Source organism: Rahnella sp. PAMC25559 (assembly GCF_050632365.1).
GTDB classification, from domain to species: Bacteria; Pseudomonadota; Gammaproteobacteria; order Enterobacterales; family Enterobacteriaceae; genus Rahnella; species Rahnella rivi.
Genome location: NZ_CP192543.1, coordinates 2552249 through 2575013 on the forward strand (window position 1 = coordinate 2552249; position 22765 = coordinate 2575013).

A 22765-nucleotide genomic window follows, 5' to 3' on the forward strand; every position below is an offset into this window, starting at 1 on the left:
ATTCAGCTCACTGGAAGGGTTAAGGAGATGGCGGCGGACGTGTCTTTGCGGATGCCGGTGAGTTCAACCACCGCTTTTCCGTCGAACGTCGTTTCAAAGGTGATGCCGGTGAGGCTGACGCGCGGCTCCCACTTGAGGATCGCGCTGTAACAGGCCGCCATAATTTGCAGCCGCAGCGCCGCGTTCTGCGGGCGGTCAGTCAGCTCAGACAGCAGCGAACCATAGTCACGGCGCATGACGCGGGAACCGACGGGCGTGCGCAAAATGTCGCTGACCGACTGCTGAATGTGTGCCAGGTCTTCGACGCTGCGCCCCGTATCGCGAGCCAGCCCGATGTATTTTGCGTTACTCATGAGGGAGCCTGCGTTTTGCCGCCGCCCGTCTGGACGCCGCCGTGTTGATGGGTATGCACAACAACGCCGTTTGACGTGATGCTGCCGCCGCTATGCGTGAGGTTGCCGGTCATGGTGCCGCCCTGTTTAATTTCGATAGTGCCGGTGGTGAGCTTTTTCGTGCAGACCACCTCCGGCGTGTCGAGCGTGATGCGGGTTTTCGCCGTGCAGGTAATCAGCGGAGCAGTGACTGCCACCTTATCGGCAGCGTTCACCGTGGCAGATTTGATGCCGGTAGCCAGCAGCGCGCCGGTTTTGGGTTCGTACTCGATCACCGCGCCGTCGGGGAAAGTGACGTGTACGGCATCCGCCGAGGCAGACGGCGCAGGGAATTCATCAGAGAAAACGCCGGGCATCACAAAGGCTGTATCCAGCTCGCCGCCCAGGCAGAACAGCAGAACCTGCTCACCGGCGGACGGTGCCCACCAGGAACGGGAGCGCCCCGCGCGGGAGGTCAGCCAGTGCAGCCAGTCGGTGACGTTGCCGCCGGTATTTACGCGACAGGTGCCCGCATCTAAATCCACCTCGGCAACGGTGCCAATGCGGATCAAATTGCGCAGCAGGCGCGGAATATCGTTGTTTAGGATGGATGTATTCATGGATAAAAGAATGCCGCCCTGTCAGGCGGCATACAATTTATCTAGATTGTGGCATCGTTGGTACAACGAGGATAAAATCACTAAAAATCTGATTAATGAGTAAAAACTAAATGTTCAAAAGTAAAATGCTATCGTTTGCGATTATTTGTTTTGGCGTGTTACCTCCATTAATTATTCTAACGTTGTATGATTATTCTATGAGTGGAGAGTTTTTTAGCCTTCTATCAAAAGGTATAAATGTAAGCCTATCTAAAGAATCAGGAAGTTGGGCTGACTTTGGTTCCCTTTTAGCAGGTGTATTTACCCTGCTCGGGGCAATTGCATCTTTAGCAACGCTAATTTTTTTGCTACAACAACAAAAGAAGAGCGAGCAGGACAGATTAGAACAACTTAAAATTCAGAGGGAAATTCAAAACAAAAATGATCTTCACCTCCACTCTGAAAGAGAATTAATGAATTTTGAAATGTATAAAATACATAATGATATGTTTAATTCATTGTTGGATAACCTAGAAAGAAAGATGCATTCCAAGATGCGCTTTGTAAATAGAAGCTTCTTATATAAAGGTATATTCCCTGATAATGGGTTTTACAAGTTCAATGGAAAGGCAAATTTAGATAAAGACAATATTCTTAGATCATTAATCATGAGTTTTAAATGTATTCTTGAAAAATTATCGCAAGTGAAAGATAAATTTTCAGCAAATTCATTTTTAACAAATTACAACCTATTTAATGAGCTACTAGGCCTTAGAAATGAGGGGGAAATCAAGGAGTTTGACGTGACTTATCACAGGGAAGCAATCGGGATAAATATTTTTTATATAAATGAAGCATTGCGCACACTGTCAGAAGTGATCGATGCGTTGTTGATTTTTTCAGAAAATAAAGCTATGGCTCCATTCGTGATACCCGACGACTGGTACAGTTCTTTTGTTCACTTTTACTCTCTCGGTGAGTCTAAAAAAGAGGGCGAAAACTCCCCTGAAAGCTCTCTTCTAATTAACATTTACCAGGAAAATAAAAAATGCGTTAACGTCATAAGTCATTTAATAATAAAGTGTGAGGAATTGCAAGCTTATAATAATTATGTTCCATCTTGTTATAGAGAGCTTCAAGTGGATTTGAGTCGCTCTGTTATATTTAAATATGCACATCTTGATTTCCAATCCATCTGCATCGATTTTTCCATCAATATAAATAATGATATTTACAATATTGAGTTAGAGCCGAGCTTAGAATTGGAAAGGTCGCTTCTAACAGAATTATCAGATTTTATTAGTCAGGAAAACTTACTTGATATCAAATATCCACTGATTCATTGTTGATGTGATATTAATAACATCAACAATGAATCTTCCACAATCTTCATATCCTCCGCGTCCAGTCCTAATAGCGGGCGCGCCGGATACTGCATTTCTTTTGCACGGACAGACGGACGATCTCGCAGGCCGTACTGATGCACCTTTGCCATGCGCTGAACCTGGCCGGTAAATTCCACCACTGCGTCTTTGTCCGTGCCTTTGGCTTTCATATATTTAGCAGTGCGCAATCGGGCAAACATCTCCCGCTTAATACGGCCTTTCTTTGCCCGCAACGGCTGCGGACGTCGCGGAGTGAATGGCTGCCCCTCCGGCGTGACCTGCTGCTTAATGCGCTGCTGCTGATGTTTGCGCAGTCGCTTCGCAATGGTCGCCGCCATCGCCTTCCGGCTTTGCGGTGACAGCGCAGCAATCAGCCCCGCCAGGCGGGTATCAAACGCTGACAGTTCACTCATTCCACTGGCTCACTAACTCGCCGTGCAGGTACAGCTCACGCGGCCTTTCCACCGGCTCCGGCATCGGCGGTTCTGGAAAATGCTCCACGTGCAGACCGGCATCAATCTGTTTGACGATCACGCGTTCGGTGAGCTGCAAATGAATAGCGATGTCATAGCTCCCATCATTGAGCATATCGGCCTTAAATGTGTACCCATTCTGCTGTTTTTCCGGCGTCGCCATGATGTCCGGCTGATGTTCACGCAGCCAGGCCAGAATGGGTACCACGATCAGATCGCTGTCCTGGGTAAAGTCGGTGATCAACAGTTCGACCTGATACTGATATTCAAACGACAGCGAGCTGGCTAACGTGGAAACGATGCGCCCATTGTCCACAAACATCCGCAGCTGGTCGGGGCTGGTTTGCAGCACCGGCACGGCGTCAGTTAAGGCTTTTCGTAGCTGTGCGGGTTTTAACACGGCGTTCCTCCTGGCATTGTTTGACCGCTTCCACCTGGAGGCCGCAGGCGGTTAGCGCGGCCTCCAGGTTTCTGACATCGGCGCTTAAGTCGCCGTTAGTGGCCGGTGAGCTTGCCGGTATCTGACAGCTCGTCACCGCCGGACAGCCAACGTAAATAATCTGCGGCGTTGGCAAAGGCGGGACGCGCGTGCATCCGGCCAATACCATCAGGCAGAGGAGCAGCGTACCAATCGCGCATTTCCTGATTTTCATTGAGTAACCTTTGAATGTCATATTCATGATCCCGCGCCTGTTGACTTGCCCGTGCGAGCTGGGTGCGCAGACTTTGCTCCTGACGTTCCCGCGTCACGGCTTCATCGTTCAGGCGGTTAATGGCGTTGTCGCGGCTTTCGATACCGGCGGACAGCGTGCCGATGATTCGCTGCGCCTGGTCTGCCTTATCAGTCAGGCCGCCGATACGCCAGGTTTGCAGCCCCGCCAGCGCGCACGCGGCCAGCATTAACAAAATTAAAATGCGCATCAGACACCCCGCAGGCAGTAGGCAAGCTCATTCCCGCGGCGGCGTTCCAGCCCGGTGACGCGCACGCCGTTCACAAACACCCAGCGCGGCAGTTGTTCGCAGGCTTTTCGCCATTCGCCCTTGTTGATGAAAAACGCCAGGGTGGATTTACACGCCGCCGTCACGCCGACGTTGAACGCAAAGGACGCAACGGCGTCATAAACCGGCTGCGGCATGTCGATCGGCATACATCGCGCAATGCCTTGCTCCACCCGCATCACATCTTCCACCAGATTCACGGCGACCTGACGTTCGCTGATTTGCGTCTGCGGCTTCACGCCCGCCGTGTGCCCGATGCCGTTTGTCCAGACGCCCGCGCTGCACTGGTACGCCGACAGGCGGCAGCCTTCAAAATCTGCGATAAGTGCCAGACCGGCGGCGGATGTTTTCAACGTTGGCGTTTGTGGGAGCATTGCGGCAATCGCCAGGACGGCGGCGACGGCGCAGCGTCTAACGATTGATGGCTGCATTAATGTCTCCTCTGACGCCCATAGCTTTCAGCAGTCGGTAAGTTTTGCGCCGGTAGTACCAGTTCACCAGGAAGGTCGCGACGCCGACGGCGGCACCGACTAAAAAGGCAATATCCTGCGGCGACATTGCGCCGAGCCAGGCAAGAAAGGCCGCGACGCAGTAACAGATAAACGAGGTGATGCGCTCCATGGTCATCAGTCCCAAAGTGAGACGGTTTCGCTGACTGCGGCCTGAGTAATATCCGGCAGCTCCACCGCGTAGCCATGGGGCAGAATTGCCCCCTGTGCGGCTAAGCCAACGTTAGCCGCGTAAACCTGTTCCATCACCGACTCGGTGCGGCCGTAGTAACGCCAGCAGAGCGAATCCACGGTGTCGCCCTGTTCGGCATAGACTTTCATCAGAGCAGCCCGATCACACAGTGCGACACACCGGCGACATCGCTGATCGCATTGCGGCCATCACGCCACAGTTCATCAACCGTACTTTCGACAATCTCCGCCTTTTTACTGCCAGCATCGGTGGTGTCACTGTTCGGGTATCGTTCCGCAAGAATGGCTGCCGTAATGGATGAAACCGCCCGCAGGTAGGCACAGACTTTGATACTTTCGTCATCAATCTGGTCAGCCGGGACATCAGCGAGAGTTTTGTATCCCTGAGCCAGTTGTGCGACGCGGTAGCTGTAAAGCTCGGCATTCACTTCGGTCAGAGCGTACTTAATGACGGCGCGCAGACGTTTGGCGGTCACCGTTCCTTCCAGGCGCAGCGTGTCGCGTAACTCCACCGGACTGATATCCGGCCAGAAGTGCGTGTTTTTAATCGCGGGTTCCGTCGCGGCATCCGGCTTTGGTGCAGGTACAACAAGAGACATAGTGACCTCTGAATAGGGGACGGTGGACGCCAGCGTTGAACGAGGTCACAGACCTGTCGCGGCTGGCGTGCCGTCCGGCGCGGGGCGCGTTCTGTTTAGCTGTTGGCAGCCTTTTTGATGGCTGATTCCAACCGCTCAATATCCTTTTTGACGCCGCAGTTGCTGTTCAGCTGGAAGGCGCGTTTCAGGTGTTGCAGGGCGAGCGGCAGTTTCTCCGCGTCGCGATACAGGTAACCGGTAATTTTGTGCAGCTTGGCGCGTACCTGATCCGGCATGTCCTGGCTTTCCGTCAGTTCCATCGTGGTCATGAGTACATCGAGACTGACCGGCTCACCGGCAGCATGAGCGCGGGTGCTCATGTCGGCGATTTCCTCCGCCAGCGCATAACCAGCAGGACGTTTGCCGAACGGCATCGCCAGCTTGTAATGCAGCGCATAGCGGGCGATTTCCAGCGCACCGGCATAATCACCGGCATCAATACGCCAGATCATGATGGTCATCAGGATGGCGTCCTGAGCGCCTTTACCCTCAGCGAGAACGCCCGCCACCCACGGCGCATATTCGGGCAGCATCTTGCGTTTGAGTTCTGCCTTTTTCTCAGCGGAATAGGCTTTCTTCAGGGCTTTCTGATCAGCATTAAGCTTTTGCAGCAGCAGTTCATAGCCGGTGGCATGACGCAGCAGGCTGGTATCCTGCTGCGCGGCTTCGATCGCTGACTGCCGCAACAAATGACGTCGGGCAGGGCTGGTCATGGCTTACTCCTGAGCTGCCGGTGCGGTGGTACCGGATGCAGTTTTGATGGCATCAACGATCGCCGAGGTGAATTTGCTGAGTTCGGCCTTATCAGAGGCGTCATCTTCTCCGGCTGTCACTTCGATGTTCTCGATCAGACAGCCGCAGCCGTAATCTTCCACTACGTAATCCTCGTTAATGGATTCGTAGTTTTCGATGCGGTCACGCTTAGGCACTTCCTCAACGTGGCGGCGATGCGTGCCGTCCTGCCAGTAAATGGACAGGTTATCCAGACGAGTGATCAACATGGCGTTAGCAGGGAAGCCAGGCACCCTAACGGCGGGTAGATTGCCGATGCGTTTCTGGCTGACAATCAGGTCGGCGGCCATCGCCTCAGTGTTTGGCTGCTGTTTGTTGATCAGCGGGAAATACTTATCTGCGAGCAGCTTGCGGCCACAGATCACCACCAGCTCGGTGTCGTCCTGATAGATTGGGTCGATCAGTTCATTCACCGCATCAAAGACCAGCGCGTCGAGGTTTTTGTACTCACCTTCGCCACCGACTTTCACCGCCTCATTGGTCACGGTACCGTCTTCGGCGACAATCATGCCCATCACTTTGGTCGGGGCATTCAGGCGGTATTTTTGCAGCCAGCCCACACCGACATCCTGCAACAGAGGATTCTGAACGCGGTTAGATGTTGGTGCGCGGGAAACACCGTTAAAGCCGACCAGGATGCGATCCAGTGCCTGACGCTTAATAATGGCGTCACGCAAACGGGTCTGAAAATCGTTGTAGCGCGCCCACAAATCCAGCTTGCTGTACATCCAGTGGAAGTCGTAGTTGGTTTTGGTGCAGTGATAGCCTTCCTGATCCAGCTTGGTGAAATCAGCCGTTTCACGTTCATCACCGGCGTCAGTGTTGGTGGTACTGGCAATCGTGCCAGTTACGCCGACACCCACTTTCGCGCCCATCATTTCGTCCACCGGAATGATGTTGATACGGGTCAGAAACTCTGAGGATTCCTGTAATCGGGTCATCAGCGTCTGGGTGACGGACGGCTCGACGTTAAATTTCTTGTCCAGCGTACCGACGTCAACGTTGTTGAGTTTGGCTAGCTGGGAGAGGAACGCATTAAATTTAAAGCGCGTTTCTTTTTTCATGACTTATTTCCTGAGGGTGAATTAAAGATGTCGGATCAGCAGTCGGTCACTGTCTCGTCAGCGCCTGTACCGCCGGTTGCGTGTGGGCGCTGGTTAAAGTTCTGCGCCGGTGTCTGCGCAAGCTTGCCTTTCAATTCAGTGAGGGCGTCATGTTCGGCAGCGGTGGATTTTTCCAGGGTATCGACGCGGCTCAGCAGATCGTTCAGGCTGGTTTCATGCTTATCAATTTCGGTCTGAGCGTATTGAGCTACCTCACTGACAGCTTCGTGAACATCGGCCAGGCGGGCATCGTCGGACGCCTGTTTACGTGAAAGCTTTTGTTTCACCAGCGCGAAAAGAGAAGGTGCTGTTTCCGGTGCATCTTCAAACTCAATCAGTGCTTCGGTGGCAACCGTGAAGAGGCTGTCCGGATCGGTTTTACGACCGGCGAGCGGGTTCTGTTTGGCTTTGCGGCTAAACTCCAGCATTTCAGTGCCGAGGCTTGCGGGGTCGTCGGTGACGGCCAGACCGACCAGGTAGGATTTATTGGAATTGGCGAAGTTACGTTTGATCTCCATCGAGGTGTAAACCTTCTGCCCGTCGCCGACCATCTGTGTTAAATCCGCGGTCGGGCTGATCATCGCGTACAGCGCCCATTTGTCATGCAGTAGCGGTTCAGCCGCGTCATCAATCTGTTCAGCTTTCAGCTGGATCACGTCGCCATAACGGCGGAAATCGCTGGTCGGTAATACGCCTTTGATGTGCTCTAGATTGACGCGGGCGCCATAGGCTTTCGCGCTGTATGTCTCCGCCATTTGCTTGATGTCGTTAGCATCAATTTCACGTCCGTCGCAGGTGTCACCTTCGACCCCGATGCGGAACCATTTCGATACTTTCTTTGCCATGTGACTGACTCCGGTAATGAGTGTTGAGAACGGGAGTTAGTTTCCAGACAGTCACCGCAGGCCGCCAGCCGATGCAGGTTGTTGCCCGATGGCACAACGTGGGCAGCGCGAAAAACGGCTGTCTGGCCGGTAACGTGGCGGCATGAATATTTCAAACTCCACCATCATCAGCGACCCGCGCCGACAGGCGGCACTGCTTTACTGGCAGGGTTTTTCTGTGCGGCAAATCGGGGAGATGCTGAGCCAAAAAACGCCGACCGTGCAGAGCTGGAAAACTCGCGATCAGTGGGAGGCCATTGCGCCCATTTCTCGCGTGGAAACCAGCATGGAAGCGCGGCTGATCCAACTCGTCATGAAAGATGTGAAGGAGGGGAAGGACTACAAAGAGATCGACCTGTTAGGGCGACAGATTGAACGCCTGGCAAGGGTGAACCGTTACAACCACACCCGCAGCGAGGCTGATTTAAACCCGAACGTCGCGAACCGCAACAAGGGTGAACGAAAGGCACCCGATAAGAATGTGTTCAGTGATGAAGCGATCGAAAAACTCGGCGATATCTTTATCGATACATCGTTCGAATATCAACGTGGATGGCATCAGGCCGGATTACAGCACCGTATTCGCAACATCCTCAAGTCCCGCCAGATTGGCGCAACCTTCTACTTTGCCCGGGAAGCGTTGATTGATGCGCTGACCACCGGACGGAATCAGATTTTCCTGTCAGCCAGTAAGGCGCAGGCGCACGTCTTTAAAAACTACATTATCGACTTTGCCCGACAGGTCGATGTCGATTTAAAAGGCGACCCGATTGTGCTGCCGAACGGCGCACGGCTGATCTTCCTAGGTACCAACGTCCGAACTGCGCAGAGCTACACCGGCAATCTTTACCTGGATGAATACTTCTGGATCCCCAAGTTTCAGGAGCTGCGCAAAGTCGCCTCCGGCATGTCGCTGCATAAGAAATGGCGAAGCACCTACTTTTCCACGCCATCCAGTCTGGCACACAGCGCCTACCCGTTCTGGTCGGGCGAACTGTTCAACAAAGGCCGTCGCAACAAAGCCGACAGGATTGACCTGGATCTGACGCATGCGCACCTGTCAAAAGGTGTGCTGTGCGATGACGGCCAGTGGCGGCAGATTGTGACGGTGGAAGATGCGCTGTCAGGCGGTTGTAACCTGTTCGACCTGGAACAGCTGCAACTGGAATACAGCCCCGCTGAATATGAAAACCTGCTGATGTGTGAGTTCGTGGACGATCAAGCTTCTGTGTTCCCGTTCGCCGAGTTGCAGGGATGCATGGTGGACAGCCTGGACGAGTGGGAAGACTTCGACCCGTACCTGAAACGACCGTTTGCCTATCGTCCCGTGTGGATTGGTTACGACCCGTCGCACACCGGCGACAGCGCAGGCTGCGCGGTCATCGCTCCGCCAGTGGTTTCCGGCGGCAAGTTCCGCGTGCTCGAGCGTCACCAATGGAAAGGCATGGACTTTGCCGCGCAGGCCAAAAGCATCGAGGAACTCACCAATCGTTATGCCGTTGAGTACATCGGCATCGATGCGACTGGCATCGGACAGGGTGTATTCCAACTTGTGCAGCAGTTCTTTCCTGCGGCGCGTGAGATCCGTTACAGCCCCGAAGTGAAAACCGCGTTGGTACTCAAAGCAAAAGACACCATCAGCTCCGGCCGCCTGGAATATGACACCGGCCATACCGACATCACCGCGTCGTTTATGGCGATCCGCAAAACGATGACCGCCAGCGGCAACCGTTCAACCTACGAAGCCAGCCGCAGTGAAGAGGCCAGCCACGCCGACGTCGCTTGGGCAATCATGCACGCCCTGTTAAACGAACCGCTGACCGCCGCCAATGGTGGACAAAGCCCGAACATTCTGGAGTTCTATTAAATGAGTAAGCGCAAATACCGTAAAACAACGCAGACCACGTCAGCTGAAAGCCAGCAGGGGGCGGAGGTGTTCAGCTTTGGTGATCCGACGCCGGTGTTAGACCGCCGCGAGATTCTGGATTACATCGAGTGCACCGGCAACGGCCGCTGGTATGAGCCACCTGTGAGTTTCGACGGCCTTGCCCGCAGCCTGCGCGCCGCAGTTCACCACAGCTCACCGATTTACGTGAAGCGTAATATCCTCGCCTCGACATTTATCCCGCATCCATTGCTGAGCCAGCAGGAGTTCAGCAAATTTGCGCTAGACTATCTGGTGTTCGGGAATGCGTACCTGGAACTGATCCGCAACCAACTCGGCGAACCGTTACGCTTTGAGGCCGTGCCAGCTAAATATGTGCGTCGCGGAGTGGAAGAGGGGACGTACTGGTTTGTGCAAGGCTGGAAGGAACTGCACCAGTTCGCAGCAGGCAGCATCTTTCATCTGATCGAACCGGACATTAACCAGGAGATTTACGGCCTGCCCGAATACCTCAGCGCGCTGAACTCTGCCTGGCTGAATGAGGCCGCGACTTTGTTCCGCCGTAAGTATTACCAGAACGGCGCTCACGCAGGCTACATCCTGTATATGTCCGACGCCGCGCAAAGCAGCAGTGATATTGATTCAATGCGTAAGGCTATGCGTGATACCAAAGGCCTGGGCAACTTCCGCAACCTGTTCATGTACGCGCCGAACGGCAAGAAAGACGGCATTCAGATCCTGCCGCTGAGTGAAGTCGCCACCAAGGATGATTTCTTCAACATTAAGAAATCCAGCCGTGACGACCTGCTGAGCGCGCACCGCGTTCCGCCGCAAATGATGGGGATCATTCCTGATAATGCAGGAGGGTTTGGTGATGTGGAGAAGGCGGCGCAGGTGTTCGTTAGAAACGAGCTGACGCCGCTGCAGGAAAGGATGAAGGAGGTTAATACCATATTGAAAAATGGCGTGATAAATTTTGAAAAGTATTCATTTTAATAAAATGGATATTTTTCAAGTATGGGGACATGTTCTGTCCCTAACTTAATCAATCAAAAAAATTCTCTAAATCATCACTAATATCATTAGCATTAACAATTATAGCAGACCATAACTTTCTCATAAGAATATAGTCATCCTCATCATCATATACTGAGAATGGAGTTATTTTACCTGAGGTTTTAATTATGAATTTGAAATAACCTTCTTCTCGATCTGGGTCGAAGTATTGAGATATATGCAGTGTATGGTTTTTATGATTGCAAAAATAAGCTTCGTTATCAGCCTCAATCCATTTTAAGCTATCATCTTCAGTGTTGTTTAAGACTTTTAGGATGAAACTTTTCAATTTTAAAGGAATCATTTAGGGCTCCATTAATTTATTTGACTTGCCCTGCAAGGCGGCCAGATCGGAAGCAATAGCTAGTAAGGCACTACGTGTCAATTTAACATTAGGACTGCTGTGCGTATTTATAGATGAAGGATTGAACGTATATGATTCAATATAAGACTTGTTGAGCCTGTGACGAGAATCTTCTTGGTTCATTTCTTCAGTGAAAATTTGAGAGTAAGTTCTTGTTATACTAAGAAGATTGCTAGATGCAATAAGTAATCCATTGTCAAGGTTTATAATTGCCATTTCTATCTTCCCTTGGCATTCAGAAATATCACGAGTAGTATACACCGTATTTATCTGCTTAAAAATATTTTGTGCTGCATTTGTGGCCTGAATAGCTGCTGATTTTAATCTAATTAGCTCTACTGCGGCAAATAAAACACCATATAGGGTAATGAAAAAACCCAGTGTCCCGAAGCGAGAAGGAGTGTCAATCCAAGATGATGGGTTAATACAAATACACAGTAAAAAAGAAATTATTATTATTCCTAGCAATAGCCAATGAATGACTTTACTGCTGAGAATGCTTTTTTCAGATAAACAAGCCATTTCTAAGTGAACCCTGTTTAAGAAAAATTAGTATCTGTTTATGATAAATTAAACATATCCCTATTGCAATTGCTGTTCTCAATTGGTTAAAAACAAAAGGGAATCAGTAGAGCTTTTACTCTCTACTGATTGAACGAATCAATGAGGACCTAGGAATCTATCACCATTCAAATGAATCATATGCGTAGGTGCTTCTGCAACCCATACTTCCGTTTCCCAACTTAACTCACTAAAAAATTTGGTGAGGGTTTTCTTATTAGGAAATGCTGAAACATAGACCAACCCTGGTTTGGCATCTTCGAAAAGCTTTGATAACTCACCGTGCCTTTTACTATCGATCGGCCCATGGCTAGTAACTGATTCCACTAATATTAGCCAGTTTCGCGCAGGCCAATAGAGGACTACATCCGGAAGCTTGCCTTTCCTATCGACCACGACTCCCAGTTCTTTAAGCATTTCTTTACGAAAGAAGTCCTCTTTAGCTCCAGTATCGCCAAGATAAATTACTTCAGATCCTGGGGCAAAACGTGGTCCAAATTCTGTAACAATGTCGTGGATTAGCTGACTATGATCCCCTGGGCTAAGAAGAATTTCCCTGCCATTATCGAGAGTTAGCGGAATCATCTGCATTTCTCTATGCATAGCATATCTTGCGGCAAGCGTTTCTTTTTTGGAAAGCCACTCGTTGCTGGCTTTTTCCCAATCTGTAGTTCCGTATGTTATTAAGGTATCGAATAACTCTGTTGCGATTTGATAACATGCCTTTGGGCTATTAACTGCCCGGTTTGGCTCATCGGGATTATATAAGGCAAGGCCGCCATCAACGAACTGATGGAGAGTTTGGCGCCTAAATGTTTCCCTCGTGTTAGGAGCGTACTCTTTTCCATATACATCCCGACACCAATCCATAATTGGTGTAACGCCGATCATTGGTTTTTCTAATTCTTGCCAATTGCCTTCGGGTCGTAGATTCAAGAGGGCAAGGAAAGTCAATGCTGAACGTTCATTTTGTTGTGCTCTAGGCATACCAAGTAACCTTAAAATTTCAAGTGCTTGGTCTATCTTTTCTTGAGGTGAGAGCGGATTATATCCTTGATTGTTAGTTAAACTGCTTATTTCCATATTTACGGCCTCATCGATTCTTTCTTGATTAATTGCACCATTTAATATCTTTGAGCCAATGGCGCAAAGCGATTCACGATTTGGATAGTGTAGATTTTTTAAATCAGTGGCATTAACCTGCGTGTGTCCACCAAAAAGACGATAGTACTTATCGAGTAAGGTACAATTCAAAAATGTGCTTAATCCGTAAGCGAGTTCACGTTCCATACCTGATTTTTCAATATGATAAACGTTAAGTTTATTCTCAAATCCAATTAGTTCGCCAGGTAGATCGCCCTCGTAAACAGTAGCAACGATCCTGCGTTTTTCCTCTTTTGAGCTGAATCTTCTAACGATTACAAAGTAACCAGAATTTTTCCATAGCCATGGCCGGGATTGTTCAGAAATGTTTATAGCATTTGGTTTTTTAGATTTTTTTGGCCATTCAACCTTGTCGTTCAAATGGACAGGATAGATAAGTGGTACCGACGAAGAGTCAATATTTTCTCTCAAGTCTGGTTTAAGCCTGAAATCAACAACAGGACCTGTACTGACACTTATATTCAGACTTGTTAAACTTTTATTAAAGATACCCAAAGTGTCAATAATTACTTGGTCACGATTGTTAGCTGCAATATGTATGAATTTATCTTTGTCGTGAGGATTAACAAGCGCATCAAAAGACACTTCTCGTACTGTCATGTCATTGGTTGTTACGGTATTACTCTCGTCGTCGATAACAAAATCAGAGGTTGGGCTAGAAGTTATTTTAACGCTGCTCTGCGCCTCGTTTTTCACTAAATGGATGATTATATTTTCTTGGAGGACATCATCTTCTGAGAACGCATGAGTTCTACTGTCAAATATGTGAATGTGCTTTATAGCTGTCTCATTGAATATAATCTCACGAAAGTTTTGATAATATGGTCCATTACAAAATGATCGAGGGATAATAGCAACAAGCTCTCCGTTTGGGAGAAGTTGTTTAATAGCCAAGGCTACAAATCCAGCATAGAGGTTTACGGTTTCGATTCCTAAGGAACTCAAAACCTTGCGATGTGGGCTTGAATTTAAAATTTTCTTATAAGGAGGGTTCATTATACAGTGAGTATATTTAGGCGTGATGTTTCCTATTTGCGCCGAGTTGAGAATATAATCCTCTCTTTCTAATCGTGTCTCGACATTAACCCCTGCATCTGAGAGTGAAGCTTTGCAAAGAGCAAGAGCATCAGCTAAAAAAGGTTCCACTTTTGCTTCGATGTCACACGCATCTACTTTTAGGCTCTGGGCTTCACCTCGACGTATGACTTCATCTGTAAAGGCTGCTGTCAACGACCCTGGACCACAACCAGGATCAAGAACTGTAATGTCACCTCCAAGCTTGTTAAATAGTGAGGCCATGAACAGGCAAATAGGTGAGGATGTAAAGAACTGCCCAAGCTCCCCTTTAGTATCTTTATCAAGTACCGCGTTCGCTTGAATTCGGAGTTTGTCTACCACAGCTAGTACTGTCAAACCTCTACCTCTTATGCTTAGTCGCTCTTCGCTTAATCGAAAGGTGATGCTAGGGTGATATGCCTAGCCCACATCTTAAGTGATCATATCTGGCATGCTTATGAAAAAAAACCATCTTTGATTCATACGCGCAAAACTATTTTTCCTTCCTCCGCGCGCAATGCTATCCCCGCCACGCCTGCCCGCTTTATAGGTCGCTTTTGATGCAGTTGCGCCATCCGGTGTGATCCACGCCAGCACTGGTGTGGCGGGGAGAAAAGAGCAGGGCGATCACCATGCGAAATCATGCACTCAATGCATGCAGAGCTGCTAAAAGGGGATCACCCGATGTTCCAGGCTATTCTTCGTCGTCGTAAACCGTGAAGGGCGTATACGTGGCTTCCTCTTCATCCAATACCTGATCAGCCATATCAGAGATCATTTCCATAACCAGTGCGTACTCATCATTTCTGCACTGGGCTGATTGTGCGATGTCAGCCATTAGCCGGATTTTAGTCAAAGCCATTTTTAGCTCATGAGAGGATTCCATTACTCACTCCAATGCACTGGTTATTTGTACAGTATAATATGTCCATTCTTTAACAAATTCCATAAAAAACTGCATGTTAATGGTCGAGCCATAGTTCTGATGAATACTTAATCAGTTATCATTCCCATAAAATTCTGCCCAATCCTGCAGCGGAGGGTATTGGATCTCAACGTCTCCAAAAGTGATTTTTGCCCCCCTGACTAAGGCCTCCAGCTCCCACTTCTCCGGTCTGATGTCGTGTTTAAGCAACTCTTGTTGAATCTGAGGCAATCTGTCCCGTTCCTGCGGGGTCAATCTGGCAGAAGGAGCTGCAACACGCCTTTTTGTCGGGTCAGAACTACGCTGAGCTTTGCTGATCCTCGGTGTTTCTTCGCGTATACGCGCCACAATCGCCTTCACGGCGGCAGTGTCTGTCCAATCAATAACTCGCAAGTTGTCAGAAGTGCTCGCAGTGGTGACGCTCCCAGGAGGGTTATCGCGCCTATTTGCGGCCGTTTTGTTTCCTCCCAACCCACAGTTATTGACAGGACTCCGAGGCGCGCCGTGGGCGCTTTTTGAGGTCAAAACCTCAACGTCAACAGCAGAAGAAACGATGCGCCATTGCGTTGTACGGGTTTCATAAACACGAGAGTCGCCGAGGTGAGGGGCAAAAATGCCAACAACCTTTTTCACTTCTTCGTCGTAGGCGTTCAGTTCAGCAGCAACCCGACGAGCCACACGAACGGTCTGATCTTCACGTGGAACATTCGCGCCGCCTTGAGCCACCATATACGCCATAAAATCACCGGCATCAGCAGCTGCGCGTACGGCTTCGACTTCTTCGTCAAAGGTTTCAGCCAGGCTGATGGAACGGATACGGCGACACTCGCGGTATGAACCCATCGTTGGCAGACCTATAGGGTGGAATTGAGGGATGCGCCAGGTAGCAGCCCAGGCCGTAACAGCGGCAGCGGAGTCTGTCAGCAACTCGCCGGTCTCGTGGTCGCGCTCGCCTTCCAATGCGTAACCGTCGATGTTCTTTGCAATGTATTTGGCGATGTAGCCAGCCGCGCCGCCACGGTTGAGATGCTTACAGTCAAAGCGGTTTTTAGCTGCGCCGCGTTCGTCACTGTCTTCTTTCATGGCGTATTTGCGCATGATATCGATCACCCGCTGACGCATAGCGGGCTTGGTGAATAACATCATGTGCCAGTGCGGCGTCGCGTCGTGGTGAGGTTCGACAACGCGCATCCCATAAACGGACAAGCCGCTATCCTTGAACGCGGTGCGCATTTTGCTCCAGATACCGCACAGATAGCGCTGTGCATCTTTCGGCGTATAGGCTTCTTTGTCCCAGGCGTGATTTCGCTGAACGCGTTTTTTATCGCCCTTACCCACCATGCGGGTCGGGTGATATTTGGAAGGGGTGGTGATAGTCAGGAACATCCCGACGTCGCCATTTGCAGCGGCATATTTTTCGGTGCCGGCGATCGTGCTCATTAACTCCATGCGGCGGATTTCAGGGTTAGAAATACTCGCCATCACTTTGTCGATCAGACTGAAACGCTCGCCGGTTTCGATGTTTTCCAGGTCGCAGCTTTTCAGATAGTCGAGATTGGAAAGACGTCGCGCACGTACTTCACGGATAGCCTGCTTACTCGCATAAGGTGAAGCGTCGCGATTAACCTTGCCGATTGCGATCAGCAAGGATTCACGCCAGCGGGTGCGCTGGCCTTTGAGCTGACTTAGCCACCATTCAGGATTAACCAAGCGAGACAGGCCAGCTATGGCGGAGACAGTATCAAGCTTATCCTTGAGGTACCTTGTCCAGTGCATCGGCCTGACATTGAAGGCCTGAGCCATACCCGCGATTTCGCCATAAAGTTCACACTGCGTATCACGGTCGAAAAGAATCGCGTTATCACCGTGGTATTGAGTTAGCAACTGTTCGCAACGGTCTTCAAAGATGTCTTTGAGTTGTCGCGCGATGTCCTGAGCAAACCTGCGGAGTGGCTTATCAGTCATACTCGGCAGCCCGTGATAGGTATCTGCCTCTGACATAAATCTCATGGAGGCATCAGCATTCATTGTGTGAGCTGAATTAACTGCATCAACACGCGGCAGGATGCTGCGCCCCAGAGTGTAAATCAGGTATTTGTAGGCAGCGATAATCCCCTGGGTTTTAAGCAGGTATGCGTAACGGCCAGTGACGATTTCGCGCAGATCCTTCGAGAGACTTTTTACTCTGATTAAAACGGCTTGCCCCTGATGGTATTCATCACGGGTAAGCGGTCTCGGTCTTTCTTGAGGCACGATCGGGGAGAGGGGTTTATTCCAGGAGAACGCCCATACGTCGGGCGTTCCAGTGGAAGGATTAAAGCGGCTGGTCAGCATTACAGACCATCTTTGATATCAGTGATCAGATAGCCAGCATTAATGCCGGCCAGAATGATCAACGCTATCGAGAGAATTATCATTTGTCCCCTCGATAATGTTTGGCTGTCATCTCAGCAATTTCTTTGCAGTACACGCAAAGCTCAACGCCTGGCAGAGTTGCGCGGCGCTCTTCGGGAATGGGACGATCACACTCAATGCAGAACATCGCGGAAACGCCTGCTACAGATGCCCGGGCAGCTTGAATTTGAGACGTGAGAATCAGGTCAGCACGTTCTTGTGCAGCGTCGATTACATCTGCCATCAGTGAAAATCTCCGGCTTCATTTTGAATGCGGGTAGCTTCGTCACGCAAAGCTTCGGCGGCTTCGATGCCGGTCATTTCCTTTTTGGTGATGAAACTGGCAATAGCCTCAAGACGGGAAGCAAATACTGCAGCACGATTGGCGCGTTCTTCGTTACGCACGGAGTTCAGCATCAGTGTGAGTTCAGCGGTGTAATCACCTTCAGCTGCTGACGTCATATCGAAACCGGTAACCGGTAAACCAGTAAAGCCACGACGAGATTTATTGATGATGTTGTTCATAGTGTTTTCCTGTTTTTTAGGCAAAAGAATGCCCGGCGAGTTGACGCCTGTTAATTCGGTTTCGGGTTAGTGTTTAATATTTATCTTGCAGTCATCTTCACTGATGAATTTGGGCAGTGATTCAGTCAATCCGAGTAAAGAATTCAATGCTGCAACCACTTGATGCCTTTCTGTTGGCGATAACTCTGCATACTTCATATCAACATGTCGCTGTTTTAAACCAGCGTGAAAGCAGATTGTTTTACGCATATGCAGCGGCTGAGTATCAAATGTCTCCTGCGCTACATTCTTTTTGTGTTCCAGCATCTGTTTAATTTTTGACAGATGTTTTTTGCCAATTTGAATATGTTCTTCATTAACCAAAAACATAGCCACCTCAAATAAATAAACGTTTTAAGACAGTATTTCTTTTCTTCTTAGCCTGGCAAATGGGACGCTTTTTGATTACTGGGTTCCATATATTTCCATCAGGCATTTCCAGCCAGCCATGACCAAAATGACGGGATGGACTCTGTTGCTTCAGAAGCGGTGCGATTGAAATAGGCATGATCACAGCAGTCCGTTAGTCGTCACGTTCGCGATAGCGCCCACTGCAGACGCCAGTGCCGGTGATGCATGTACTCGGCCTTGTACAACCAGGCCGATCAGCGATAAATGCCTGATACCAGCGTTTACGCCTGCTAGCAGTGACATTTTTCTCTGAGAGCTGACTGCGCCGCCTTTTACGGCATCAGCTGCGATCGAACCCACGGCTGCAGTCGCTTGTAGCGCGTAGGTTGAAAGGTTAGACGTAGCGATTTCATTGACGGGTACAGAAGGCAGGCAGTTAATTTGTGCCAGCATACCGTCGAGCAATACAGCGTCTTCGGTGAGATCGGTTATCAACAAAAGTTCCTCACAAGTGAGTTTGTGAGGTTGTTCCGGATTAAATTTATTGCGCAGAATCTGGGGCTTAGTGCCCATCTGAGCCGCAAGTTCGGTGAGGTTATGACGATTCACAAAAGCCTTGCATGCATCGTCAAAGTGATAGTGTTTGGAAACACGATAATCAAACATTGTTAGTCCCTACTTGTTTGAATATTCTGACTCAAGGCTTTATGTAGCGGCACTTGATGGCTTGCTGACGATTCTTCTGACGCCAAGCTTCGAGATTGATCAACGCATTGCCATGACGCTCCATAACAACAGTTTGCATTTGACCTGTTTTTCGGTTTTTGCGTTGCTGGGTGATTGTGGTTGAAGGCGTTGGTGCAAGCAGGACGACGCCATTCGCGATCCACTTTTCGAGGACTGCAGAGCTGATGCCGTTGATTGCAGCAAAATCTTTCTTAGAAATTGTCGGGGAGTTGGCGAGGGTGGTCAGTTGCAAACTTATTGAGTTCACGATTGTTGCAGATAGGGCTGACTCCAACGCAGGCAGGAGTTGGGAAACAACAGAGTTTAACAGTTCCTTAGAAACGGCTTTCTTATCAATGGCCGCTTGAATTGCATTCTGGTCAGACATAAAGCAAAATCTCCCTTTGAGCAGTTTGAGTTCTACTGTGTAACATGTGGTGTGTTGTCACTTTAGAACGCTTTATTTGAACTGTAAATCTCTTTTAGCGATTTATTGGTGAAAAAAATGCGTCTAGAAAATGCTGTAGCGGCCAATGTGCTAGAAAGAATCCTTTCGGCATATGGGTTTACGATGCAAAAAGAACTGAGTGATAAGCTCGGCATTGCGAAAAGCAATGTTGCTAGTTGGCTTCAGCGTGGGCAGGTTCCTGGGAACGTGTTAGTGCAGTGTGCGCTGGATACCGGAGCAGATATCCAATGGTTAGTTACGGGGGTGTTTGCAAATGCAAATTTATCTAATGAAAATTCGATACTCCACCCACGTAAAAGTCTTACTACCTCAATAATTAGCGGCAAATTATTGATTGAAAGAATGTTGCATTCTGGAGGGAAAACCGTTCTTGAGCGAATTCTCAAAGCCTATGGCTTTAATACTCAGAAACAACTAAGTGACTACTTGGGAATATCGACTGGCACTATCAGTACTTGGATTCGTCGAAAGTATTTTCCAAGCGAAGTGGTTATTGCTTGTTCACTTGATACTGGGGCTTCCTTGTACTGGCTTGCTACGGGCACCATTGGTTATTCTTCAAAAGATATAAGTGAAAGCTCGGTATCAATTTTAAAAATGAGCATCACTTCTGGGATACTGAAGGAAATGGGAACTTGGATTTCAGACTTAACATTTTTACCTGAAAACCACCATGACTTGAGATATATCGAAAAGAATAGAAACTCATGGATTGTAGATTTTAGCAAAAATACATTTGAAAATGGTAAAGCATTAATAAGTGTTGACGACATACATGATATTTATGATGTCGCCCGTTTACCCGGGAGGAGACTACTTTTATCAGGCGCCAATTCGAAATTTGAATGTGGTATTAATGAAGTGCTGTGTGTCGGCGTAGTTATTAAAACAATTATAGGGAAATGATTTTTTATGAATATACAACACTCGCTCACTGCTATTCGCAGTATTTACATAATGCCAGTTGTCGATGATGTTAGAAAACAATCTGCGTTTCAAGGATTTATTTATCCTTTGATGAATCCTATGTACTCTGAATCTATATGTAGGACCTTGATTTACCCACGCGATGTTTGTGAAATATTCATGCCACCTGCAGAAGTTCTATCTTCACGGATGCTTGGAAGATCAAACAATACATACTTACTATCTTTTGATAGTTTTAAAGAAATTGCCGGTTATTTCGATACACCTTTCACATTTATTACGTGTTTAGAAGAACATTTAGAAAAGGTGCTCGAATGCACTAAAAAATTTGTTTTTAATCCGGTTCTTATAAGTGACACTGATAAAACAGATTTCAATTTAGAAAACATAAACTCTCCTTATATTTTTGATGAGATGATATTCGAAAAAATACAATTTGCATCTACTCAAGATTCGCCATATAAAGAGCCATTTTTAGAGCTTTTGAAAAGAGAACTTCGAAATCCTCAGTCCCCAGATAGAATATTAAATGAAGAAGGTGTTCATCATAATGTCACCGTGCCTCTTGAGGCTGTTCTTGTCAGTTGTGGGTATGAATTCATTGGGGTGAAATATATTACTCCAAGCTTAGATAAAGATAATTACATCGCTGAGATGCTGAGGTTATCGAGGGTTATGATTGAATGTTACCCTGATGAACATCGTTCAATTACTCAATCAGATGTCATATTATATTCTCCATCAATATATGGGTTTTTATATGACACGGATCACAGCTTTTGGAGTGTTATAAACAGGAAGTTATCATCAAGAAAAAAAAGAAATTTCATTAAAAACAACCTCATTAGAAATAAAAACTATTCAGGAATTGTTTTCGAAGATGTTGAAAGTCATGAAGAAGCCCAAGCTATATATCAGGATGAACTAATACACCCAATCATGGAAATGCGAAGATTAGAGTTAAGATATAATACGATAGCCGCATCATTCTTGGCGCTGACAAATAACTGTCCCGCTCTTCGATTATCAAACTCGATAAATTTTTATCCAAAAAAATTCAAAAATTTAGAAACACTATCCAATCGCGATGATGCTAAAGGACGTGCGCTTTTCCAGAGAGCATTCATTGAGGTGACTGAATTAATAAAGTCAGCATTAAGCGCAGAAATAATAAACTTTGTTAACGATAAAACATCAAAAATTATCGTGTGCAGCGATGTTCCACTAGAATGGGTATCCTTCAATTCCATACCGCTGATGTTTAGTCACGAGATTTCGAGAATAAACACTACACCTGGTAATGTGTTTCTTCAAAATGCTGCTTTAGCAACTACAATTGAATTGAATTCTGAGGATTTAAATCAGATTTTGATTGTTAGGTCGTTTAGAGAAAATGATCCTATTCGGGAGCATCTTAACCAAGCCCTTTTACAACTTGAGAACACACACTTAAACATTCATAAAATTGATGTTTCAAGTGAAAGTGAATTAGTAACCGCTCTAAATGATTATGATGGCCATGTGGTAATATTTGACTGTCATGGTGGGCATGGTGGAGTTGAATCTAATGGGTGGCTTAATATCGGTAATAGCCAGGTAGACTTATGGTCACTGAAAGGGCAAGCGAGAATTCCTATGATCGTAATTCTCAGCGCATGCTCAACCTCGCCTGTGAGTGGCTCACATGCATCTGTAGCCAATGGGTTGCTGTATGCTGGAGCATTAAGTGTTATAGGAACTTTTTTGCCTGTAGACTCAAGAAAATCAACTTTGTTTGTTATCCGAATCCTCCTGCAGATAGCTTATTTATTGAATATATTGTCTGAAAAAAAATTCAAAGTGACTAACTGGAGGACTATTATTAGTGTTGTTATGAAAGTGTCTTATTTATATGATATATTGGATGGTTTTGAGACGGTTTTAAATTTAATTTCTTCGGAAGATAGAAAGAAAATTGAAAATAGAGTTATCAATACCATTTATTCGATAAGTGATCAATGGCATGATTGCTTGATTAATGAGATTGGGGATTTGTTAGGTAAGAATAGAGCTGAAGTGTCTGAGTTGTTAGCTGTTAATTTTCCAATAATTGAAACAATGTATTATCAGCAATTAGGAAGGCCTGAAAATATCATAATAAATTTGTGAAACATATCTAGCTGATTTTTTTCGACCAAGAAAATCTAAATAATTATAACTAAGGGCGATGAGTTTAGAGCCATTTTGTCGCCAAGTTAAATTGTAATTGCTTGATTTTAATGATTTATACAAGTATTCGGTCTTTTTTTGGACTGTTTTTAAATCAATAACTTGCATTTAAAACAAGCGCTTACCTCAATTTTAATTCCCCCTAGTTTTACTGATCCGGACTTTCTGCC

The 22765-nt window shown here is 47.7% G+C and carries 30 protein-coding genes; 6 read left to right on the top strand and 24 right to left on the bottom strand.

Translation table 11 applies throughout. The features are described from left to right. Window positions 1-2: 2 nt before the first annotated feature. Window positions 3-353 (bottom strand): GPW/gp25 family protein, encoded by a 351-nt coding sequence (locus ACQZQY_RS13120; RefSeq protein ID WP_136375978.1) that lies wholly within the window; start codon window positions 351-353, stop codon window positions 3-5. After that, entirely contained in the window at window positions 350-991 is a 642-nt protein-coding gene (locus tag ACQZQY_RS13125; RefSeq protein ID WP_431295750.1) for a phage baseplate assembly protein V, read from the bottom strand. The genes ACQZQY_RS13120 and ACQZQY_RS13125 overlap by 4 nt, the downstream gene beginning before the upstream one ends. A 110-nt stretch (window positions 992-1101) precedes the next feature. Between ACQZQY_RS13125 and ACQZQY_RS13130 the strand changes: the two genes are divergently transcribed. After that, window positions 1102-2319 (top strand): hypothetical protein, encoded by a 1218-nt coding sequence (locus ACQZQY_RS13130; protein ID WP_431295751.1) that lies wholly within the window; start codon window positions 1102-1104, stop codon window positions 2317-2319. On the opposite strand, the gene ACQZQY_RS13135 is transcribed toward ACQZQY_RS13130, so the two are convergent. From ACQZQY_RS13135 to ACQZQY_RS13185, 11 genes are all read right to left on the bottom strand, one after another. Then, complete coding sequence (locus ACQZQY_RS13135) at window positions 2310-2768, bottom strand: phage virion morphogenesis protein (RefSeq protein WP_431295752.1); 459 nt, start codon at window positions 2766-2768, stop codon at window positions 2310-2312. The genes ACQZQY_RS13130 and ACQZQY_RS13135 overlap by 10 nt on opposite strands. Next, window positions 2761-3228: a phage tail protein gene (locus ACQZQY_RS13140; protein ID WP_431295753.1), complete on the bottom strand. Its 468-nt coding sequence runs from the start codon at window positions 3226-3228 to the stop codon at window positions 2761-2763. The genes ACQZQY_RS13135 and ACQZQY_RS13140 overlap by 8 nt, the downstream gene beginning before the upstream one ends. After that, complete coding sequence (gene lysC / locus ACQZQY_RS13145) at window positions 3191-3436, bottom strand: Rz1-like lysis system protein LysC (RefSeq protein WP_431295754.1); 246 nt, start codon at window positions 3434-3436, stop codon at window positions 3191-3193. The genes ACQZQY_RS13140 and lysC overlap by 38 nt, the downstream gene beginning before the upstream one ends. Then, a complete protein-coding gene (gene lysB, locus ACQZQY_RS13150) occupies window positions 3324-3749 on the bottom strand; it encodes an Rz-like lysis system protein LysB (RefSeq protein WP_431295755.1) in 426 nt (141 codons plus the stop codon). The genes lysC and lysB overlap by 113 nt, the downstream gene beginning before the upstream one ends. Beyond that, window positions 3749-4258, bottom strand: a complete 510-nt coding sequence (locus tag ACQZQY_RS13155; RefSeq protein WP_431295756.1) for a lysozyme — start codon at window positions 4256-4258, stop codon at window positions 3749-3751. Before ACQZQY_RS13155 ends, lysB begins: the two co-directional genes overlap by 1 nt. Further along, a complete protein-coding gene (locus ACQZQY_RS13160) occupies window positions 4239-4448 on the bottom strand; it encodes a phage holin (RefSeq protein ID WP_047609759.1) in 210 nt (69 codons plus the stop codon). Before ACQZQY_RS13160 ends, ACQZQY_RS13155 begins: the two co-directional genes overlap by 20 nt. A 5-nt stretch (window positions 4449-4453) precedes the next feature. Next, complete coding sequence (locus ACQZQY_RS13165) at window positions 4454-4657, bottom strand: tail protein X (protein ID WP_120506017.1); 204 nt, start codon at window positions 4655-4657, stop codon at window positions 4454-4456. Then, window positions 4657-5127, bottom strand: coding sequence for a head completion/stabilization protein (locus ACQZQY_RS13170; protein ID WP_131694539.1), 471 nt, complete (start codon window positions 5125-5127; stop codon window positions 4657-4659). Before ACQZQY_RS13170 ends, ACQZQY_RS13165 begins: the two co-directional genes overlap by 1 nt. A 95-nt stretch (window positions 5128-5222) precedes the next feature. Next, window positions 5223-5879, bottom strand: coding sequence for a terminase endonuclease subunit (locus ACQZQY_RS13175; protein WP_431295757.1), 657 nt, complete (start codon window positions 5877-5879; stop codon window positions 5223-5225). 3 nt (window positions 5880-5882) lie between these two features. Further along, entirely contained in the window at window positions 5883-7022 is a 1140-nt protein-coding gene (locus ACQZQY_RS13180) for a phage major capsid protein, P2 family (RefSeq protein ID WP_131694541.1), read from the bottom strand. A gap of 35 nt (window positions 7023-7057) precedes the next feature. Next, window positions 7058-7906, bottom strand: a complete 849-nt coding sequence (locus tag ACQZQY_RS13185) for a GPO family capsid scaffolding protein (RefSeq protein WP_431295758.1) — start codon at window positions 7904-7906, stop codon at window positions 7058-7060. 23 nt (window positions 7907-7929) lie between these two features. Here ACQZQY_RS13185 and ACQZQY_RS13190 point away from each other — a divergent pair, with 23 nt between their 5' ends. The 3 genes from ACQZQY_RS13190 to ACQZQY_RS13200 are packed head-to-tail and all read left to right on the top strand — an operon-like array spanning window position 7930 to window position 10826. Then, on the top strand, window positions 7930-8052 hold the full coding sequence (locus ACQZQY_RS13190; RefSeq protein WP_421670241.1) for a hypothetical protein: 123 nt from the start codon (window positions 7930-7932) through the stop codon (window positions 8050-8052). After that, the gene (locus ACQZQY_RS13195; protein WP_431295759.1) at window positions 8049-9812 is read left to right on the top strand and encodes a terminase ATPase subunit family protein; all 1764 of its coding nucleotides are present in this window, start codon (window positions 8049-8051) and stop codon (window positions 9810-9812) included. The genes ACQZQY_RS13190 and ACQZQY_RS13195 overlap by 4 nt, the downstream gene beginning before the upstream one ends. Then, window positions 9813-10826 carry a phage portal protein gene (locus ACQZQY_RS13200; protein WP_431295760.1) on the top strand — a complete coding sequence of 338 codons (1014 nt, stop codon included), beginning with the start codon at window positions 9813-9815 and terminating at the stop codon, window positions 10824-10826. Between the two features lie 49 nt (window positions 10827-10875). Here ACQZQY_RS13200 and ACQZQY_RS13205 read toward each other — a convergent pair whose 3' ends face one another. The 11 genes from ACQZQY_RS13205 to ACQZQY_RS13255 all read right to left on the bottom strand — a co-directional run bounded on the left by ACQZQY_RS13205 (window position 10876) and on the right by ACQZQY_RS13255 (window position 19379). Continuing rightward, window positions 10876-11190, bottom strand: coding sequence for a hypothetical protein (locus ACQZQY_RS13205; protein WP_431295761.1), 315 nt, complete (start codon window positions 11188-11190; stop codon window positions 10876-10878). Further along, window positions 11191-11772 (bottom strand): hypothetical protein, encoded by a 582-nt coding sequence (locus ACQZQY_RS13210; RefSeq protein WP_431295762.1) that lies wholly within the window; start codon window positions 11770-11772, stop codon window positions 11191-11193. 138 nt (window positions 11773-11910) lie between these two features. Continuing rightward, window positions 11911-14388: a BsuBI/PstI family type II restriction endonuclease gene (locus tag ACQZQY_RS13215; protein WP_431295763.1), complete on the bottom strand. Its 2478-nt coding sequence runs from the start codon at window positions 14386-14388 to the stop codon at window positions 11911-11913. A 337-nt stretch (window positions 14389-14725) separates the two neighbouring features. After that, complete coding sequence (locus tag ACQZQY_RS13220) at window positions 14726-14917, bottom strand: hypothetical protein (protein ID WP_414061389.1); 192 nt, start codon at window positions 14915-14917, stop codon at window positions 14726-14728. A gap of 111 nt (window positions 14918-15028) precedes the next feature. Further along, window positions 15029-17290 (bottom strand): replication endonuclease, encoded by a 2262-nt coding sequence (locus ACQZQY_RS13225; RefSeq protein WP_431295764.1) that lies wholly within the window; start codon window positions 17288-17290, stop codon window positions 15029-15031. 79 nt (window positions 17291-17369) lie between these two features. After that, the gene (locus tag ACQZQY_RS13230) at window positions 17370-17594 is read right to left on the bottom strand and encodes a TraR/DksA C4-type zinc finger protein (RefSeq protein WP_112168811.1); all 225 of its coding nucleotides are present in this window, start codon (window positions 17592-17594) and stop codon (window positions 17370-17372) included. After that, window positions 17594-17875 carry a DUF2732 family protein gene (locus ACQZQY_RS13235; RefSeq protein WP_346636553.1) on the bottom strand — a complete coding sequence of 94 codons (282 nt, stop codon included), beginning with the start codon at window positions 17873-17875 and terminating at the stop codon, window positions 17594-17596. Before ACQZQY_RS13235 ends, ACQZQY_RS13230 begins: the two co-directional genes overlap by 1 nt. Before the next feature lie 66 nt (window positions 17876-17941). After that, a complete protein-coding gene (locus ACQZQY_RS13240; RefSeq protein WP_431295765.1) occupies window positions 17942-18244 on the bottom strand; it encodes a hypothetical protein in 303 nt (100 codons plus the stop codon). Window positions 18245-18251: 7 nt separating this feature from the next. Next, entirely contained in the window at window positions 18252-18422 is a 171-nt protein-coding gene (locus tag ACQZQY_RS13245) for a phage filamentation protein Fil family protein (RefSeq protein WP_431295766.1), read from the bottom strand. 2 nt (window positions 18423-18424) lie between these two features. After that, on the bottom strand, window positions 18425-18931 hold the full coding sequence (locus ACQZQY_RS13250) for a phage regulatory CII family protein (protein ID WP_390975058.1): 507 nt from the start codon (window positions 18929-18931) through the stop codon (window positions 18425-18427). Between the two features lie 31 nt (window positions 18932-18962). After that, window positions 18963-19379, bottom strand: a complete 417-nt coding sequence (locus ACQZQY_RS13255) for a hypothetical protein (protein ID WP_431295767.1) — start codon at window positions 19377-19379, stop codon at window positions 18963-18965. 117 nt (window positions 19380-19496) lie between these two features. Between ACQZQY_RS13255 and ACQZQY_RS13260 the strand changes: the two genes are divergently transcribed. Beyond that, the gene (locus ACQZQY_RS13260; RefSeq protein WP_431295768.1) at window positions 19497-20366 is read left to right on the top strand and encodes a phage repressor protein CI; all 870 of its coding nucleotides are present in this window, start codon (window positions 19497-19499) and stop codon (window positions 20364-20366) included. A gap of 6 nt (window positions 20367-20372) precedes the next feature. Further along, entirely contained in the window at window positions 20373-22535 is a 2163-nt protein-coding gene (locus ACQZQY_RS13265; RefSeq protein ID WP_431295769.1) for a hypothetical protein, read from the top strand. Window positions 22536-22765: the final 230 nt, after the last annotated feature.

What these genes read in the sequence shown, in the direction of transcription:
- lysC (WP_431295754.1), bottom strand. Translation starts at nt 3,436, where the DNA reads ATGGTATTGGCCGGATGCACGCGCGTCCCGCCTTTGCCAACGCCGCAG.
- ACQZQY_RS13180 (WP_131694541.1), bottom strand. Translation starts at nt 7,022, where the DNA reads ATGAAAAAAGAAACGCGCTTTAAATTTAATGCGTTCCTCTCCCAGCTA.
- ACQZQY_RS13155 (WP_431295756.1), bottom strand. Translation starts at nt 4,258, where the DNA reads ATGCAGCCATCAATCGTTAGACGCTGCGCCGTCGCCGCCGTCCTGGCG.
- ACQZQY_RS13240 (WP_431295765.1), bottom strand. Translation starts at nt 18,244, where the DNA reads ATGTTTTTGGTTAATGAAGAACATATTCAAATTGGCAAAAAACATCTG.
- ACQZQY_RS13265 (WP_431295769.1), top strand. Translation starts at nt 20,373, where the DNA reads ATGAATATACAACACTCGCTCACTGCTATTCGCAGTATTTACATAATG.
- lysB (WP_431295755.1), bottom strand. Translation starts at nt 3,749, where the DNA reads ATGCGCATTTTAATTTTGTTAATGCTGGCCGCGTGCGCGCTGGCGGGG.
- ACQZQY_RS13225 (WP_431295764.1), bottom strand. Translation starts at nt 17,290, where the DNA reads ATGCTGACCAGCCGCTTTAATCCTTCCACTGGAACGCCCGACGTATGG.
- ACQZQY_RS13135 (WP_431295752.1), bottom strand. Translation starts at nt 2,768, where the DNA reads ATGAGTGAACTGTCAGCGTTTGATACCCGCCTGGCGGGGCTGATTGCT.
- ACQZQY_RS13255 (WP_431295767.1), bottom strand. Translation starts at nt 19,379, where the DNA reads ATGTCTGACCAGAATGCAATTCAAGCGGCCATTGATAAGAAAGCCGTT.
- ACQZQY_RS13195 (WP_431295759.1), top strand. Translation starts at nt 8,049, where the DNA reads ATGAATATTTCAAACTCCACCATCATCAGCGACCCGCGCCGACAGGCG.
- ACQZQY_RS13230 (WP_112168811.1), bottom strand. Translation starts at nt 17,594, where the DNA reads ATGGCAGATGTAATCGACGCTGCACAAGAACGTGCTGACCTGATTCTC.
- ACQZQY_RS13220 (WP_414061389.1), bottom strand. Translation starts at nt 14,917, where the DNA reads ATGGAATCCTCTCATGAGCTAAAAATGGCTTTGACTAAAATCCGGCTA.
- ACQZQY_RS13160 (WP_047609759.1), bottom strand. Translation starts at nt 4,448, where the DNA reads ATGGAGCGCATCACCTCGTTTATCTGTTACTGCGTCGCGGCCTTTCTT.
- ACQZQY_RS13260 (WP_431295768.1), top strand. Translation starts at nt 19,497, where the DNA reads ATGCGTCTAGAAAATGCTGTAGCGGCCAATGTGCTAGAAAGAATCCTT.
- ACQZQY_RS13185 (WP_431295758.1), bottom strand. Translation starts at nt 7,906, where the DNA reads ATGGCAAAGAAAGTATCGAAATGGTTCCGCATCGGGGTCGAAGGTGAC.
- ACQZQY_RS13125 (WP_431295750.1), bottom strand. Translation starts at nt 991, where the DNA reads ATGAATACATCCATCCTAAACAACGATATTCCGCGCCTGCTGCGCAAT.
- ACQZQY_RS13210 (WP_431295762.1), bottom strand. Translation starts at nt 11,772, where the DNA reads ATGGCTTGTTTATCTGAAAAAAGCATTCTCAGCAGTAAAGTCATTCAT.
- ACQZQY_RS13250 (WP_390975058.1), bottom strand. Translation starts at nt 18,931, where the DNA reads ATGTTTGATTATCGTGTTTCCAAACACTATCACTTTGACGATGCATGC.
- ACQZQY_RS13170 (WP_131694539.1), bottom strand. Translation starts at nt 5,127, where the DNA reads ATGTCTCTTGTTGTACCTGCACCAAAGCCGGATGCCGCGACGGAACCC.
- ACQZQY_RS13120 (WP_136375978.1), bottom strand. Translation starts at nt 353, where the DNA reads ATGAGTAACGCAAAATACATCGGGCTGGCTCGCGATACGGGGCGCAGC.
- ACQZQY_RS13205 (WP_431295761.1), bottom strand. Translation starts at nt 11,190, where the DNA reads ATGATTCCTTTAAAATTGAAAAGTTTCATCCTAAAAGTCTTAAACAAC.
- ACQZQY_RS13200 (WP_431295760.1), top strand. Translation starts at nt 9,813, where the DNA reads ATGAGTAAGCGCAAATACCGTAAAACAACGCAGACCACGTCAGCTGAA.
- ACQZQY_RS13235 (WP_346636553.1), bottom strand. Translation starts at nt 17,875, where the DNA reads ATGAACAACATCATCAATAAATCTCGTCGTGGCTTTACTGGTTTACCG.
- ACQZQY_RS13130 (WP_431295751.1), top strand. Translation starts at nt 1,102, where the DNA reads ATGTTCAAAAGTAAAATGCTATCGTTTGCGATTATTTGTTTTGGCGTG.
- ACQZQY_RS13165 (WP_120506017.1), bottom strand. Translation starts at nt 4,657, where the DNA reads ATGAAAGTCTATGCCGAACAGGGCGACACCGTGGATTCGCTCTGCTGG.
- ACQZQY_RS13245 (WP_431295766.1), bottom strand. Translation starts at nt 18,422, where the DNA reads ATGCCTATTTCAATCGCACCGCTTCTGAAGCAACAGAGTCCATCCCGT.
- ACQZQY_RS13175 (WP_431295757.1), bottom strand. Translation starts at nt 5,879, where the DNA reads ATGACCAGCCCTGCCCGACGTCATTTGTTGCGGCAGTCAGCGATCGAA.